12 protein-coding genes, 2 tRNA genes and 1 pseudogene are annotated in these 14,899 nt (G+C 53.1%); 10 read left to right on the top strand and 5 right to left on the bottom strand.

Annotation, left to right across the window (positions count from 1 at the left end):
* Positions 1-38: 38 nt before the first annotated feature.
* The 3 genes from ACO6S1_RS09810 to ACO6S1_RS09800 all read right to left on the bottom strand — a co-directional run bounded on the left by ACO6S1_RS09810 (position 39) and on the right by ACO6S1_RS09800 (position 3,012).
* Positions 39-467, bottom strand: a complete 429-nt coding sequence (locus ACO6S1_RS09810) for a DUF2267 domain-containing protein (RefSeq protein WP_422346098.1) — start codon at positions 465-467, stop codon at positions 39-41.
* Between the two features lie 168 nt (positions 468-635).
* A complete protein-coding gene (locus ACO6S1_RS09805) occupies positions 636-1,937 on the bottom strand; it encodes an acetyl-CoA hydrolase/transferase family protein (RefSeq protein ID WP_422346097.1) in 1,302 nt (433 codons plus the stop codon).
* Positions 1,938-1,947: 10 nt separating this feature from the next.
* On the bottom strand, positions 1,948-3,012 hold the full coding sequence (locus ACO6S1_RS09800; RefSeq protein WP_422346096.1) for an NAD(P)-dependent alcohol dehydrogenase: 1,065 nt from the start codon (positions 3,010-3,012) through the stop codon (positions 1,948-1,950).
* A gap of 272 nt (positions 3,013-3,284) precedes the next feature.
* Here ACO6S1_RS09800 and ACO6S1_RS09795 point away from each other — a divergent pair, with 272 nt between their 5' ends.
* The 3 genes from ACO6S1_RS09795 to ACO6S1_RS09785 are packed head-to-tail and all read left to right on the top strand — an operon-like array spanning position 3,285 to position 7,631.
* Positions 3,285-4,022: an ABC transporter ATP-binding protein gene (locus ACO6S1_RS09795; protein WP_422346095.1), complete on the top strand. Its 738-nt coding sequence runs from the start codon at positions 3,285-3,287 to the stop codon at positions 4,020-4,022.
* Positions 4,016-6,400, top strand: a complete 2,385-nt coding sequence (locus ACO6S1_RS09790) for an ABC transporter permease (protein ID WP_422346094.1) — start codon at positions 4,016-4,018, stop codon at positions 6,398-6,400. Before ACO6S1_RS09795 ends, ACO6S1_RS09790 begins: the two co-directional genes overlap by 7 nt.
* A 4-nt stretch (positions 6,401-6,404) precedes the next feature.
* Entirely contained in the window at positions 6,405-7,631 is a 1,227-nt protein-coding gene (locus ACO6S1_RS09785) for an efflux RND transporter periplasmic adaptor subunit (RefSeq protein WP_422346093.1), read from the top strand.
* Between the two features lie 107 nt (positions 7,632-7,738).
* Here ACO6S1_RS09785 and ACO6S1_RS09780 read toward each other — a convergent pair.
* Together ACO6S1_RS09780 and ACO6S1_RS09775 are read right to left on the bottom strand one after the other, a co-directional pair.
* A tRNA-Ala gene (locus tag ACO6S1_RS09780) sits at positions 7,739-7,814 on the bottom strand.
* A 69-nt stretch (positions 7,815-7,883) separates the two neighbouring features.
* Positions 7,884-8,210 carry a TIGR02300 family protein gene (locus ACO6S1_RS09775; protein ID WP_422346092.1) on the bottom strand — a complete coding sequence of 109 codons (327 nt, stop codon included), beginning with the start codon at positions 8,208-8,210 and terminating at the stop codon, positions 7,884-7,886.
* Positions 8,211-8,391: 181 nt separating this feature from the next.
* On the opposite strand from ACO6S1_RS09775, the gene aroA reads away from it, so the two are divergent.
* From aroA to ACO6S1_RS09740, 7 genes and pseudogenes are all read left to right on the top strand, one after another.
* Positions 8,392-9,765: a 3-phosphoshikimate 1-carboxyvinyltransferase gene (gene aroA, locus ACO6S1_RS09770; RefSeq protein ID WP_422346091.1), complete on the top strand. Its 1,374-nt coding sequence runs from the start codon at positions 8,392-8,394 to the stop codon at positions 9,763-9,765.
* Positions 9,762-10,406, top strand: a complete 645-nt coding sequence (locus ACO6S1_RS09765) for a (d)CMP kinase (protein WP_422346090.1) — start codon at positions 9,762-9,764, stop codon at positions 10,404-10,406. Before aroA ends, ACO6S1_RS09765 begins: the two co-directional genes overlap by 4 nt.
* A gap of 206 nt (positions 10,407-10,612) precedes the next feature.
* The gene (rpsA, locus tag ACO6S1_RS09760) at positions 10,613-12,316 is read left to right on the top strand and encodes a 30S ribosomal protein S1 (protein WP_422346089.1); all 1,704 of its coding nucleotides are present in this window, start codon (positions 10,613-10,615) and stop codon (positions 12,314-12,316) included.
* A 272-nt stretch (positions 12,317-12,588) separates the two neighbouring features.
* Complete coding sequence (locus ACO6S1_RS09755; protein WP_422346088.1) at positions 12,589-12,870, top strand: integration host factor subunit beta; 282 nt, start codon at positions 12,589-12,591, stop codon at positions 12,868-12,870.
* A 127-nt stretch (positions 12,871-12,997) separates the two neighbouring features.
* Positions 12,998-13,084: transfer RNA gene (locus tag ACO6S1_RS09750), tRNA-Leu, on the top strand.
* Positions 13,085-13,316: 232 nt separating this feature from the next.
* Positions 13,317-14,528: a tyrosine-type recombinase/integrase gene (locus ACO6S1_RS09745; protein WP_422346087.1), complete on the top strand. Its 1,212-nt coding sequence runs from the start codon at positions 13,317-13,319 to the stop codon at positions 14,526-14,528.
* 71 nt (positions 14,529-14,599) lie between these two features.
* Positions 14,600-14,731, top strand: a pseudogene (locus ACO6S1_RS09740) (transposase); the annotation flags it as partial.
* Positions 14,732-14,899 lie beyond the last annotated feature (168 nt).

The raw sequence follows: 14,899 nt of genomic DNA, 5'->3' as shown, positions 1-14,899 counted from the left end.
TTGTTCATCGGTAGAAGTCCGGTCGTCGAACCGGCCAATCAATCGTCCCAGAGTTTTCGGATATCCTTCGGCAAACTCGCTTTGATGTCATTCATTTCTCCGACCGAAACATGGTCGGCAATGACGTTGAGAGCTGCTGAAACTAATTCTGACGGGTCATAGCCGGGGGTGTGGCCAAAGGCTTCCTCGACCGCAGAAACAAACTGGTCCTTGTGCCTCATGTTCGCGGTAGCCTTGGAAGGACGATAGCCTTCATAATAGATTCCGCGAATAAGGGTCGGAAGCTGTGCAGCCAAATGCGCACATTCATCAGGTTGCAAGCGGTCGCGCAGCACATGCAGGGCCGATCGCAGCAACATATATGCCCGATGTTTGTCATCCCAGTCGAGCTCCTCCATAATTTCGTTGACCCAGATATTGGCGTCCTGAATCGCTTTGTCGAATATGGGTAAGCCAAGAGCACTCATGATGTTTCTCCACGGTTCCGGTTTTGAAAATGGACTTGCACGATAGTCTTCGCCGACATCTGCGAGACGACGACGGCGATATTGGGATAATCCAAAACAACCGGAGGCCGCATTCGTGGATTCTACATAGGAGAAACTACCTAATAGCGCGATCTGGTCTCGGGAAACTCAATGCAACGCATCCATCAGTTCGGCGCGAAAGTTCGGATGAGCGAGCGCGATCAGGGCTTCCGCACGTTCGCTCAGCGATTTTCCCTTCAAATCCGCAAAGCCATATTCCGTAACGACAATATGCGTATCATTTCGCGGCGTTGTTACAGGGCCATCAAGCGTCGGCACGATCCGGGATACCGTGCCACCCTTTGCCGTAGACCGGCAGGCGATTATGGATTTTCCGCCCTTCGATGCGGTCGCTCCGCGCACGAAATCCAATTGTCCACCGGCACCGCTATATTGTCGGCCCAATAAATGTTCCGAATTGCAGGCGCCGCCCAAATTGATCTGTAATGTCGCGTTGACCGACACAACATTGTCATTCTTGGAAACATGGCGTGGATCATTGACAATATCCACTGGTGCGCTGTGCATTGCCGGATTGTCGTCGAGAAAATCATAAAAGGCACGGTCTCCCATGGCAAAGGTAAAGACGCTGCGTCCATGATAGGTGGTTTTCGCCTGATTGGTAACCGCTCCGCATTGTGCGAGCCTTGCCAATGCCGGGGTCATTAGTTCGCTGTGAATCCCAAGATCCTTGCGATCCTCCAGGAGCGCACAGACCGCGCTGGGCAATGTTCCGATACCCATTTGCAAACAGGCGCGGTCGTCAATCATATCGGCAATAATCGCTGCAATCTTCTGCTCTTCTGCACTAATCGGCGGGCATATTTGCTCAGCGAGCGGAACATCATTGTCGACAATGGCATCTACCTCGGAAATATGGAGCAGTGACTCGCCAAAGACGCGCGGCATATTCTCATTCACCTCAACGATCAGGCGCTTGGCGCTTCGGGCCGCCGTCGATGAATAGTCATTGCTGGTACCAAAGGTAAACCAGCCATGCCGGTCCATGGGCGATACGGTGGTGATGAACGTGTCGAGCGGAACCTTATCTTTCAGCAGCCCGGGCGATTCACTGAACGCTACCGGAACAAACTCCACCGGCGGTGGGCCTTCTTCCGCAGCCTCTCTCAACAAGGTACGTTCGATGCCGCTCAGGAACATGCAATGGGGACGGACGCGGTCAAGCAATGCGGGCTTCAACAGTGTCTCGCCCGCATGGGCCATAGAATGAAAATACCATAATTTGAGATCATTGAGATCGCCCGCCTCAACTCGTTCCGCTATAGCTTTAAGCAAAGCGGGCGGTTCCGCGACAGCCATGCCCATGGCGATATGGGCGCCGGAAGGAATGTTGGACACGGCCCGGGCCGCGCTCATGGATTTGGCGCGATATTGTTGCTGTAATGACATCAGGGCGCGATCAGGGCTGAATTGCGATTTTCAGAACACCGTCGCGCTGGTTCGCGAACAGGTCATAAGCCGTCTCGATATCATCGAGCGAAAAATGGTGGGTGACCAGCGGGCTGGCATCGACGCGTCCCGACCCGATCACATCCATCAACCGGCGCATGCGTTCTTTGCCGCCCGGACAAAGTGTACTGACAATCTTGTTATCGCCCAGACCTGCCGAAAACGCATCGAGCGGTATCGTCAGATCTTCGGAATAGACACCGAGCGAAGACAAGGTTCCGCCGGGGCGCAATACGCGCAAGGCGCCTTCAAAAGTCTCGGTCTTGCCCAGTGCCTCAATCGACACATCTACCCCACGCCCATCCGTTATCCGCATAATCTCGTCAACCGGATCGACCTTACTGAAATCAACAACATGATCTGCACCCATGCTGCGCGACATTTCCATGCGTTCGGGAATTGATTCAACTCCGATAATAGTAGTGGCACCCATCATCTTCGCCCCCGCGGTCGCACAAAGGCCGATTGGTCCCTGGGCAAAGACCGCCACGGTATCGCCAATTTGTATCTTGCCCGATTCCGCCCCGCTAAAACCCGTCGACAGAATATCAGGACACATCAGCACCTGTTCGTCGGTCAATCCGTCAGGCACAGGTGCAAGATTGGCCATCGCATCGGGCACTTTGAGATATTCGGCCTGCGCACCATCAATTGTATTCCCAAAGCGCCAGCCACCTATCGCTTTCCAGCCATGGCCGGCCTGACCGCCGCATTGCGCATGAAAACCGCACATCGAGGCGTAAGATGTACCGGTTGGTGTAATCGCGCCGGCAATAACGCGCTGACCTTCGGTAAAACCCTCAACAGCAGAACCGAGTTTTTCGATGATCCCAACTGGTTCATGGCCAACGGTCAAGCCGGTTTCCACCGGATATTCACCCTTCAATATATGGATGTCTGTTCCGCAAATAGTGGTTGTTGTTATCCGGATCAACGCATCAAGGGGACCAATGTCCGGAATCGGCTTTTCACCAAGAATAATCCTGCCCGGCTCAATAAAAATCGCCGCTTTCATGTGGTTTTCCATGGGGGAAGACTCCGTTGAAATATCTGATCACGACTGGAAATTTATGAAAGAAGCGCAAATTCGTCTCTACGCAATTGCGCGTAGTTGCGGTGTCTAACTGGCCTCGACATTCCGTAACAATACCTATCGCTCGCACGGCAGCAGCGTCCTAAATTCCCTATTCTCACAAACAATTATGGGACAATCAGCATGCAAAAACATGGAGACTTTTTATTGGCTCCCGGTGTTGATGCATATAAGCTGACCAAATCCCGCGTCTGATGTCTCAGCCACTGAAATCCGCGTCGGCAAAGAGCGACAACCTCTATTCCATAAGCGGCCTGACAAAAATCTACGGCGAGGGACCAACGGCTGTTTCCGCCCTGCGCGGAGTCGATCTCAACCTGCCCAAATCGGCCATGGTGGTGCTGCTGGGGGCCAGCGGATCGGGAAAATCAACCTTCCTGAATATTATCGGCGGACTGGATGAAGCGACCGCCGGGACGGTGATGTTCGAGGATCAGGAGCTAACCGCACTTGGACCATCCGCGCTAACCGAATATCGGCGCAATTCGGTAAGTTTCGTGTTCCAGTTCTACAATCTGGTCGCTTCCCTTACCGCACGGGAAAATGTCGCACTCATCACAGAGATTGCCGAAGATCCCATGAATCCTGAAGAAGCGCTGTCTATGGTTGGACTGGAGGGCAGGATAGATCATTTCCCATCACAGCTTTCCGGCGGCGAACAGCAGCGGGTGGCCATCGCCCGTGCCATTGCCAAACGCCCCAAAGTCATGCTGTGCGATGAGCCAACAGGCGCTCTTGATAGCCAGACCGGGGTAAGAGTGCTGGAGGCGCTCGATCAGGTCAACCGGGAGCTTGGTACCACGACGCTCCTGATTACGCATAATGTCGTGATTGCGGATATGGCTGACAGGCTGCTGCGCTTTGCCGATGGCGCGCTGGTTGAAGACCGCGATAACCCCAAACGTGTTGCTCCGGCTGCTTTGAAATGGTGACCTTGCCAGCCTGGCTAGGGTCACTGGACCGCAAGCTTCTCCGCGATATCTGGCGGCTGCGCTCACAAGCGCTGGCTATTGCACTTGTTATTGCCGCGGGGATTGGGATGGTCGTGATGTCCTTTGGGATGATCCGCTCTTTGGAAGCGAGCCGCGATGCCTATTATGACCGTTACCGCTTCGCCGATATTTTCGCGTCAGCCGTGCGCGTGCCCGACAGCCTGCTGGATGACATTCGCGCCATCGACGGCGTCAGCATTGTCGAAGGCCGGTTGACCAGCGGCGCGACGCTTGACATTCCTGGTATATCGGAACCGATAACCGCACGCATACACTCCCTGCCCGCCTCTGGCATGCCGACCGTCAATGCATTGGTATTGCGCAGTGGCAGGTTACCGGATCCCGGCCGCCCGGGCGAAGTGCTGGCCAGCGAGAAATTTGCAGAGGCAGCCCGCATCGGGATTGGCGATGATATTGATGGGCTGCTCTATGGGACCAGGCAAAGTTTTCGTGTGGTCGGAACGGTGCTGTCTCCGGAATATGTTTATGCCATTGGACCAGGTCAGATTTTTCCGGATAATCGCCGTTTTGGTGTGCTGTGGATGGGCCAGGAGCATCTTTCCGCGGCGCTCAATTCAACCAACAGCTTCAATGAAGCCCTGATCCGGCTTGAACGTGGCGGCAATTTGCATGATGTAATCGACCGGGTCGATGTTATCCTGGAGCGCTATGGCGGACGGGGAGCGACACCGAGAGCGGATCAGCTTTCTGATCGCTTTCTGGAGAACGAGCTGTCCCAGTTGAGCAGCATGACCGCTATTCTTCCACCGATATTCCTTGGTGTAGCGGCGTTCCTGATCAACATGGTGTTGTCACGGCTGGTCGAATCAGAGAGGGAGATTATCGGCCTGCTCACTGCATTTGGCTATCGTAGCAGAACGATCATGTTCCACTATACCAAATTAGCACTGGTACTCTCGATTCCGGGACTGGTTCTCGGCCTCTTGTTGGGATCATGGATGGGCCGCGGTCTGGCCGGCCTGTATCAGGAATTTTTTGTATTTCCATTCCTGACCTATCGCGCGGGCTTTGATGTATTTTTCATATCATGCCTGGTTGCGATTCTCGTCGTGCTGTTGGGCGCGGCGCAGACGGTGCGCCGTATTGGCAGGCTGACAGCGGCCGAGGCGATGCGTCCACCTGTGCCGCCGAACTATTCGGGAGGATTTGCCCGTTTGGTTGGACGGATTAAGGGGCTGGATGAGCCAACGCGGATCATCTTGCGAGGCTTGGCTCGCCGACCACTGCGATCCGTACTGGGGTCTGTCGGCATCGCGGCTGCCCTCGGCCTGTACATCACGTCCGCTGGCTCAACCGATAATGTCAGGCTGATGATTGACCTGATGTTCAATCAGGCCAACCGGGCTGACGTGAACGTGGTTTTCACCGAGGATCGCGATGATCGTGCCTTGTTCGAGTTGGCCCGGCTACCTGGTGTGATGCGTGTTGAGCCTGTGCGTTATATTGGCGCCAAACTGAGCGCCGGGCATCGTTCCAAATCGGAGACCATCACCGGGATGAAACCGGCAGGCGATCTCAATCGGCTGATTGATCTCGACAACGGGATTGTCGAACCACCAACCCAGGGGTTGATGATATCCTATGGTTTGTCAAAGGAACTGGCGGTCGGTCCCGGCGATATCGTCGACATACAAGTTACCGATGGGCGGCGTCCCCAGATCAGCATGCCAGTGACCAGCGTTCTCAGCAGTCCGGTGAGTAATCCCGCCTATATCGACTTCAAAAATCTTGGCCCGATTATGAAAGAGGCGGAACTGTCCTCTGGAGCCTATCTAAGCGTTGATGCAACCCAGACTGACAAGCTCTATCGGCGGCTGAAAGACATGCCGATGATTGCAGGATTTTCACAGCGTTCCGCGGCTCTTCGCGGCATTGAAGAAACAATCGGAGAAACCATGGGTATTGTCAGATTGTTCAATGTCGCCTTCTCCGGGCTCATTGTATTTGGCGTGGTTTACAACAATGCCCGGATCAGTCTCGCCGAACGCGCCCGCGATTTGGTCTCGCTGCGCGTTCTGGGCTATCGCCGGTCGGAAGTATCCTACATTTTGCTCGGTGAGTTGGCATTGATCGTGATGGCCGGATTGCCGCTCGGCATGATGTTTGGATATTATCTGTCGCTTCAAATCAGCGAAGCGATAAGCGGTGATCTGTTCATCATACCCTTTGCCCTGTCGGCGGCGACGGTAGCCTTTGCAATATTGATCGTCCTTATAACGGCGGCCGTGTCTGCCCTGTTTGTCCGGGGACGGCTCGACCGCCTCAATCTTGTCAGCGTATTGAAAACGAGGGAATAAGAAAATGGCCAAGAAACATTTCAATCGCCCCGGACCCAGAATCCTGATCGGATTGATTATATTGGTGATATTGGTGGCAATATTCTTTGCGGTCCGCACGCCGCCGATTGATGTCGATACTGCGCAGGTTGTCGAGGCTCCTTTGCTGGTCACAATTGATGACGAAGCCGAAACACGCGTCCGAGACATGTTTGTCGTCGCGGCTCCGATAAACGGTCGTTTGCTGCGGATTGATCTGGAGGCGGGCGATCAGGTTGTGGCTGGTCAAACGGTGGTAGCACGGATGATGCCGGCGCAGCCCGACTTTCAAAATCCGCGGAGCGAGGCTGAAATCAGGGCGCATATCCGTGCGCTGCAGGCCAATGTGCGATCCTCTGCTGCGAGGATCAATCAAGCGCAGGCTGACCACAAATTGGCTGTGGCCAATTTTGAACGGACGGACGCCATATTCAAACGCGGCTTTGCAACCAAAACCGCACATGATGCCGCCAGGGCAGCGCGTGACACCAGCGCAGCGCATGTAGCAGAAGTCTTGCAAGCTTATGAGACTGCACAATTTGATCTCAAAGCAGCGCAAGCCAGCCTGATGGGCCCTTCCATTGGCAACAGTCGCCAGAACGCGCTGGATATCACGTCTCCCGAAAGCGGGTCAGTGTTGCGCGTGACGCAAGAGAGCGAAACTTTGCTGACTGCCGGAGCAACAATCATGGAACTGGGTAATCCCGCAGATATCGAGATTGTCACAGACCTTCTATCAAGTGATGCGGTGAAGATAAAACCCGGCAGTGATGTGCTAATCGACAATTGGGGCGGTGACCGCCCGTTACGGGGGAAAGTACAGCGGATAGAACCCTTTGGTTTCACCAAGATTTCAGCGCTGGGTGTGGAAGAACAGCGGGTGAATGTCATCATTGACTTTGTCGATCCCTTAGCGGCGCGAAAGCGTCTCGGTCATGGTTATCGCGTGATTGTTCGCCTGGTCGAATGGTCGGGGGAAGATATTCTGCAAGTACCTATTAGCGCCCTGTTTCGTGACGCTGGAAACTGGTCTGCATTTATCATGAACAATGGAAATGCGAGATTGGTTCGCGTAAAAGTTGGCAGGATGAATGATGAACGCGCGCAGATCTTGGAGGGATTGCAAAAGGGAGAGTCGGTTATATTGCATCCCAGCGAAAAAATTGAGGACGGAACAAGGATCAGGCTGAGAAACGAATCTCGCGCGGGGTGATTAGATTATGGATGAGACAAGCGTCCAGTTTGCCGCCAACGGCCCTTGCTTGCGCTGCGGGAATTTTCAGGCCGCCGATCCCCCGGATCGGCTTTTTTCCTGAAAATTGGTGGAGCCTAGCGGGATCGAACCGCTGACCTCTTCGCTGCCAGCGAAGCGCTCTCCCAGCTGAGCTAAGGCCCCTTATGCGGCGCGTTTAATCCAAGCGCGCCGCTTATTGCAAGCCCCAAATGGTGCCTGCAGGTATCAAATTCAAGTTTCGGCGTTATCGTCGTCGTCACCTTTGCCTTTGGTAACACCCAAATCATCATCGCCGCCAAGATCGACTTCATTATCTGGCGAAGGATCATCGTCGTCGATGTTGATGTCCAGATCATCATCGGCCACTTCGTCTTCTTTTTTGGCGTCTTTTTTAGGCGCTTCTTCAAACGGCATCGGTTGTTTGGATTTCAGGCTTGGCTCAGGCGTCCATGTTTCATCACATTCGATGCAGGCAACCGGATCCTCTTTACCCAAATCGTAAAAACGTGTTCCGCATTTCGGGCAGCTTCTTTTCGTGCCCCATTCTGGTTTCACCATGGCTGGTTCCAAATCCTTATTTGTCAGTAATATATAATGACCGCTCGCAACATTTACGGAATCGATCAATCAATCGGGCCGCGCCTTGCCATAGCTAAGCGGCGCTGTCAAAAGCCGTTTCACATCCTGAAACGAATCATGCGCGATTCAACCGCGTATGAATGCAGTATAAAGCCCATAAATGACCAGCAAACCGACAGATCAGACGATAGCGGGGCCAAAACCAGCTTCATTCAAGCCCGGCGGCCCTTTGACCGGCAGGATAACGGTGCCGGGGGATAAATCCATTTCCCACCGCTCGTTGATTCTCTCTGCGCTCGCCATCGGCAAGAGCCAGATTAGCGGATTGCTGGAAGGGGAGGACGTTCTGGCCACCGCCGCCGCTTTGCGGGCAATGGGCGCAAAGATTGAAAAAAGGGACAGCAGCTGGACGGTAAACGGTGTTGGCGTTGGCGGATTGATGCAACCGGAAACGGCCATTGATCTCGGTAACAGTGGAACCTCTGTCCGCCTGCTCATGGGTCTTGTCGCTTCCCATGATCTAAGCGTGACCTTCACCGGTGATGCCAGCCTTTCCAAGCGGCCTATGGGCCGGGTGATTGATCCACTGTCCAGCATGGGCGCTGATTTTACAGCGCGGATGTCATCGGACGGCAAAGCTTGCCTGCCACTTACTCTGCGCGGTCTGTGTCCCGCCATTCCCATTGAATACCGACTGCCAGTGGCGTCGGCGCAGGTTAAATCCGCGATCCTGCTTGCGGGACTAAATGCGCCGGGTGTGACGCGCGTAATAGAACCGGTTCCTACCCGTGATCATAGCGAAACCATGCTGAAAGGCTTCGGCGCGAACCTGACAGTGGAAACTGACAGGGATGGCAACCGGATCATTTCGCTAACAGGCGAAGCCGAACTATCACCGCAGAAGATCAAGGTGCCCGGAGATCCTTCCTCTGCAGCTTTTCCGGTCGTCGCCGCGTTGCTTGTTCCGGGATCGGATATTGTGGTCGAGAATGTCGGCATAAACCCGACACGTGCTGGCCTGTTCACAGTTTTGCAGCAAATGGGCGGTGATATCAGCTTCAAGAAAAAACGCATCGTTGGCGGGGAACCGGTGGCTGATATTCATGTGAAACACAGCAAGCTGACCGGTATTGATGTTCAGGCAGACATCGCTCCGAGCATGATCGATGAGTTTCCAATCCTTTTTATTGCAGCCGCATTGGCAGAGGGAACAACTACTACCAGCGGTCTGCATGAACTGCGCGTCAAAGAGTCCGACCGCTTGAGCCAGATGGCCGAGGGTTTGAGCCTGTTGGGCGTGGATGTAACCGAGAAGGAAGACGGTCTGGTTATCACTGGAAGCGGCGGACCGATTCCGGGTGGAAAGAAAAAGACAGCCATTAAAACAGCGCTGGATCACCGCATCGCGATGAGCTTTGCGGTCGCTGGTCTGATGACAAAAACAGGCGTTGCGATTGACGATATGAGCCCGACAGAAACCAGCTTTCCGGGATTTGCTGATTTGCTGGCCACATTGCAAGGCAGCGCCAAATGATTATCGCGGTTGATGGCCCTACCGCCTCTGGCAAAGGAACCATTTCCAAGGAGTTGGCCAAGTATTTTTCGCTCCCGTTTCTCGATACTGGCCTGCTCTATCGCGCGGTTGGATGGACCTTGCGAGAGCAGCACGGAAATGCGGATAATCCGGCCGACGCGCTTAGGGCCTGCATATTTGATGCCGCATTGCTCGATGAACCTGGCTTGCGAAGCGAAGCCGTAGGCGGCCTGGCCAGCCGGGTCTCGGTCCATCCCGAGGTGCGCAATGCGTTGGACAAGCGCCAGAAAGATTTCGCCTATCAACCGGAGGGCGCAGTTTTGGATGGCCGCGATATCGGGACCGTAATTGCGCCCGATGCAGACGTAAAACTGTTCGTGACCGCCTCATCCGAAGCCCGCGCCGTTCGCCGTTTCGAAGAAATGAAGCGCCGCGGAGAGAAGGTGAACTTTGATGACATCCTTGCTGATATTCTAAAACGCGATGAGCGAGACCGCAGTCGGACGACCGCACCCCTCAAGCCCGCGGAAGATGCGGACTTGCTTGATACGACCGATTTGACTATAGGCGACGCCGTTCAACAGGCAATTGCCTTGGTGAATATGAAGATAAGCCGCCGGCGCGACAAAGATCCGGCATAGCAAAAAAGCAATGTGTAAGACGGAATGGTGCATAACCATTCTGGCTTTGGCGCAGCTTTTTTTGTTTTGGCTAACGCTGCATATCACCAAATTGTCGCAGTTTTCTGGGGAATATGGCTGTCACATTCGGTGGCAGTCATGTTTTGGTCCAAGACCAGCGGAACCAACCGCTTGGCCCGAAAAAATGACTATTAAGGAACTCTTATATGGCCTCTACGGCATTTCCCAGTCGCGACGATTTCGCGGCACTATTAAACGAATCAATTGGCGGTGAAGATCAGGGCTTTGAAGGCCGCGTGGTCAAAGGCACCGTTGTCGGCATCGAAAATGACATGGCTGTCATCGATGTTGGACTGAAATCAGAAGGCCGTGTGGCGCTGCGCGAATTCGCCGCTCCCGGTCAAAAAGCCGAACTCAACATTGGCGATGAAGTCGAAGTCTATGTCGATCGTATCGAAAATGTGAACGGCGAAGCCATGTTGTCCCGCGATCGCGCACGCCGCGAAGCTTCCTGGGACAAGCTTGAAAAAGAATATGACGAAGGCAACCGCGTTGACGGTATTATCTTCGGACGCGTCAAAGGCGGCTTTACGGTTGATCTTGACGGTGCCGTAGCCTTCCTGCCCGGCAGTCAGGTTGATGTCCGTCCCGTGCGTGACGTGACGCCGCTGATGGACATTTCTCAACCCTTCCAGATCCTAAAAATGGACCGCAAGCGTGGCAATATTGTTGTATCGCGCCGTGCGATCCTCGAAGAGACCCGCGCTGAACAGCGTAGCGGACTTATTGAGTCTCTTGCTGAAGGTCAGGTTACCGAAGGCGTCGTGAAAAACATCACCGACTATGGTGCATTTGTGGATCTGGGTGGCATTGATGGCCTGCTCCACGTCACCGATCTAAGCTACAAGCGGGTCAATCACCCGAATGAGATGATCAACATCGGCGATACGCTGAAAGTTCAGATCATCAAGATCAACAAAGACACGCAGCGTATCTCGCTCGGCATGAAACAGCTTGAAAGCGATCCCTGGGATGCTGCTTCCGAGAAATATGCCGTTGGCACGAAACTGACCGGTTCGGTTACCAACATCACCGAATATGGTGCCTTTGTTGAGCTGGAAGCCGGCATTGAAGGCCTTGTCCATGTTTCCGAAATGAGCTGGACCAAGAAAAACGTACATCCTGGCAAAATCGTCTCCACCTCTCAGGAAGTGGATGTGATCGTTCTGGAAGTCGATACCGAAAAACGCCGCATTTCGCTGGGCCTCAAACAGGCACAGTCCAACCCATGGACCGACTTTGCCGATGCACATCCTGTCGGCAGCACGGTTGAAGGCGAAGTCAAGAACGCGACCGAATTCGGTCTGTTCATTGGGCTTGAAGGCGACGTGGACGGCATGGTTCACATGTCTGACATCGCATGGGGTATTTCCGGCGAAGACGCACTCAACCTCCACCATAAGGGTGAACAGGTAAAAGCGATCGTTCTCGACATTGATGTAGAGAAAGAGCGTATTTCCCTTGGCATGAAGCAGCTTGAAAAAGGTGCACCTGCAGTTGGTGGAACCGATACCGGCGGTCTTAAGAAAGGTTCGGTTACCACCGTTACCGTGCTTGAAGTTCGCGATGGTGGTCTGGAAGTCCAGGTTGGCGACGATGGCGCAACTGGCTTCATCAAACGCACAGACCTTGGTCGTGACCGTGATGAGCAGCGTCCTGACCGTTTCCAGGTTGGCCAGAAGGTCGACGCGATGGTTACCGGCTTTGATCGCTCCAAGAAGCCGAATTTCTCGATCAAAGCCCATCAGTTGGCTGAAGAGAAACAGGCTGTCGAACAGTTTGGGTCTACCGACTCTGGTGCCAGCCTTGGCGACATTCTGGGCGAAGCGCTCAAGAAGAAAGACGACTAAACGCAAGGGCAATTGCCCTAACCGATTACAAGAAAAGCCCGCCTCGATTTCCGAGAGCGGGCTTTTTGATGCGTGACCGCTTTTCCACGCTGGCCCGGATGCGACCAATCCGTCCCAGTTCAAGACGTATTACGATGTAAAATCCAAAGTGCATTGAAAACACGTAAATTTTCTGTCACTATCCTAAGATAATCGCTAGTCCGAACAAACGATTTGGTTGATGGCGAACAGCATAAATTCCGTGTTTGCCCCACAATCGGAAAGGCACACCTATGATACGTTCTGAACTGCTTGAAAAACTGGCCGAAGAAAATCCTGACCTGAAGCCAGATGAAATTGAGAAGATTGTTGACTTGTTTTTCAATCAGATAAGTCAGAAATTGGCTGAAGGGGGACGCGTCGAGTTACGTGGCTTTGGTGCCTTTTCCACCCGTCAGCGGAAGCCTCGCATCGGCCGGAATCCACGTACCGGTGAATCAGTTGAAGTCCCTGCGAAGCGTGTACCCTATTTCAAACCGGGAAAAGAAATTCGCGAACAGCTCAACAAAAGCTGATCGTTTGTCCGAAACTGTCAAATAACAGACAGAGTATCGAAAAATAGCAAATTAGGCATCTCAGCACTTGACCTGCTGCGCGCAATGATGCTTGTCGCAAACTCCAACGAAGGTTGGAGCTACCGGTGCGGACGTGGCGAAATGGTAGACGCAGCAGACTTAAAATCTGCTATCCGAAATGGGTGTGCGGGTTCGAGTCCCGCCGTCCGCACCAGTTTTCAGAAGATTACAGAAATATATAGAAATATGGTGCGCCCGACAGGAATCGAACCTGTGGCCCCCAGATTAGGAATGGACCAAGAACGATCCCAGAACATCCCTAAGTGTCTATTTTGAAAAGACTTCTTGATTTCAGCCTTCCTATATGTTCTTATTATGTTCCATAGCATGTCTTGCATTCTGTTACCCGGGGTAACATTTTTCAAGACCAAAAATGGAATGAGAATATGGCCATGTCTATCCGTCTTACCGATTCAAAAATCAAGTCCCTTGCTCCTCCTAAATCTGGCAGGAGAGAGATACTAGATGCAGTTGTTCCCGGTCTAAGGGTCAGGCTTGGACGATCAGGCGCGAAATCTTTCGTTCTGCGGAAGCGCATTGGATCCAAAGTTAAGAATATTTCCATCGGGCGGTACTGCGCAAACTTTGGTTTGGCCGACGCGCGAAAGAAAGCCCGCGCGTTGCTGATTGACCTAGAGAACGGAACACCACTTCCGAATCCAGAACAAAACTCTGCACAAATTCAAAGGGGCCGCTTCGCAGACCTTTGGGAACTTTATCTGCAACGCGAAGTGAGGGGATGTAAAAGAAGTGCAAGAGAGATCGAACGATACGGTGAGCTCTATATCCTACCGGCATTCAGTGACCGGCTCGTCCACACGATTACTCGTTCGGAAGTAACCAGATTTGTGGACAGCGTTCAGTGGCTCAATCCGAATAAACCCGTTCCACGGTCTGCTCTCAGTTGCTTTGCATTCCTTAGCGCCTTCTATACTTGGCTGTTACCGCAGTTCGACAATATTCCCGCCAACCCTTGCCGTGATGCGCGCAAACCAAAGATCGGCAAACCGCGTGAGCGTGTCCTGAGCGATTCAGAGATAAAGGTTTTTTGGAAAGCCTGCGACAAAATCGGATTTCCTTATGGCGTCGCCTACAAGCTACTCTTGATGACGGGCCAGCGAAGAGGCGAAGTACTCGATTCAAACTGGCAGGAGTTTAACGGCAATATTTGGACCCTGCCAGGCGAGCGCGTGAAGAACAAGCGAACCCATATCCTCCCCCTGCCCTCCAAGGTTATGGAAATGATTCATTCAATTCCTCACAAGGACGGTGCAACAAAGCTTTTCCCGATAGCTGGTCATCCGGATAAATCACTCAATAGCTTCAACAAGGGCGCTGCTCATTTGCACAGGGTCATGACTCCGATGAACGAGGGAAATCCGATAGCTGATTTTCGCATCCATGATTTACGCCGAACCGTCGCGACAGGAATGCAGCGGCTTGGAATCCCCATTGCGGTTACCGAAGCAGTTCTCAATCACGTTAGTGGTACCATGTCTGGAATCGCGTCTGTTTATCAAAGACACGATTACCTTAATGAAAAACGTGAAGCGCTGCAGGCGTGGAATAAGCTACTATATTCCATCGTGGAAGTTTAGGCCACTGACGTACCCCCTTAAATTTCCTCCATTTATAATTAGAGTCTATGCCTAGAAGAAGGGACAGACGAATGAAGCGAACACGGTTTACAGAAACACAGATTATCGGGATATTGAAGGAAGGTTAGGTAGGCGCGAATACGTCTGACCTTGCCCGCAAGCACGGTGTTTCAGAGGCAACGCTATATAACTGGAAGTCTGAACGACTGACCGGCTGACTCCGGTCGTCTAATCGAGGGTCATAATGCAAGTCCTTTTTGCAATGGCACGTCGTCAATGTGTCGGCTGATCATGAATGTGTATACCAGGAAGCAGGGTCGTCTTCGCAGTCAGCATGAGCCGCTGCATGATGGAGCTTCGCGGGAGGGGCC

The organism is Parasphingorhabdus sp., from assembly GCF_965233695.1.
In the GTDB taxonomy this organism is placed as follows: Bacteria; Pseudomonadota; Alphaproteobacteria; order Sphingomonadales; family Sphingomonadaceae; genus Parasphingorhabdus.
The sequence above is the reverse complement of the archived record's forward strand: the minus strand, read 5'-3'. Positions and strand labels throughout refer to the sequence as shown.

What these genes read in the sequence shown, in the direction of transcription:
- ACO6S1_RS09810 (WP_422346098.1), bottom strand. Translation starts at nt 467, where the DNA reads ATGAGTGCTCTTGGCTTACCCATATTCGACAAAGCGATTCAGGACGCC.
- ACO6S1_RS09805 (WP_422346097.1), bottom strand. Translation starts at nt 1,937, where the DNA reads ATGTCATTACAGCAACAATATCGCGCCAAATCCATGAGCGCGGCCCGG.
- ACO6S1_RS09800 (WP_422346096.1), bottom strand. Translation starts at nt 3,012, where the DNA reads ATGAAAGCGGCGATTTTTATTGAGCCGGGCAGGATTATTCTTGGTGAA.
- ACO6S1_RS09795 (WP_422346095.1), top strand. Translation starts at nt 3,285, where the DNA reads ATGTCTCAGCCACTGAAATCCGCGTCGGCAAAGAGCGACAACCTCTAT.
- ACO6S1_RS09790 (WP_422346094.1), top strand. Translation starts at nt 4,016, where the DNA reads ATGGTGACCTTGCCAGCCTGGCTAGGGTCACTGGACCGCAAGCTTCTC.
- ACO6S1_RS09785 (WP_422346093.1), top strand. Translation starts at nt 6,405, where the DNA reads ATGGCCAAGAAACATTTCAATCGCCCCGGACCCAGAATCCTGATCGGA.
- ACO6S1_RS09775 (WP_422346092.1), bottom strand. Translation starts at nt 8,210, where the DNA reads ATGGTGAAACCAGAATGGGGCACGAAAAGAAGCTGCCCGAAATGCGGA.
- aroA (WP_422346091.1), top strand. Translation starts at nt 8,392, where the DNA reads ATGACCAGCAAACCGACAGATCAGACGATAGCGGGGCCAAAACCAGCT.
- ACO6S1_RS09765 (WP_422346090.1), top strand. Translation starts at nt 9,762, where the DNA reads ATGATTATCGCGGTTGATGGCCCTACCGCCTCTGGCAAAGGAACCATT.
- rpsA (WP_422346089.1), top strand. Translation starts at nt 10,613, where the DNA reads ATGGCCTCTACGGCATTTCCCAGTCGCGACGATTTCGCGGCACTATTA.
- ACO6S1_RS09755 (WP_422346088.1), top strand. Translation starts at nt 12,589, where the DNA reads ATGATACGTTCTGAACTGCTTGAAAAACTGGCCGAAGAAAATCCTGAC.
- ACO6S1_RS09745 (WP_422346087.1), top strand. Translation starts at nt 13,317, where the DNA reads ATGGCCATGTCTATCCGTCTTACCGATTCAAAAATCAAGTCCCTTGCT.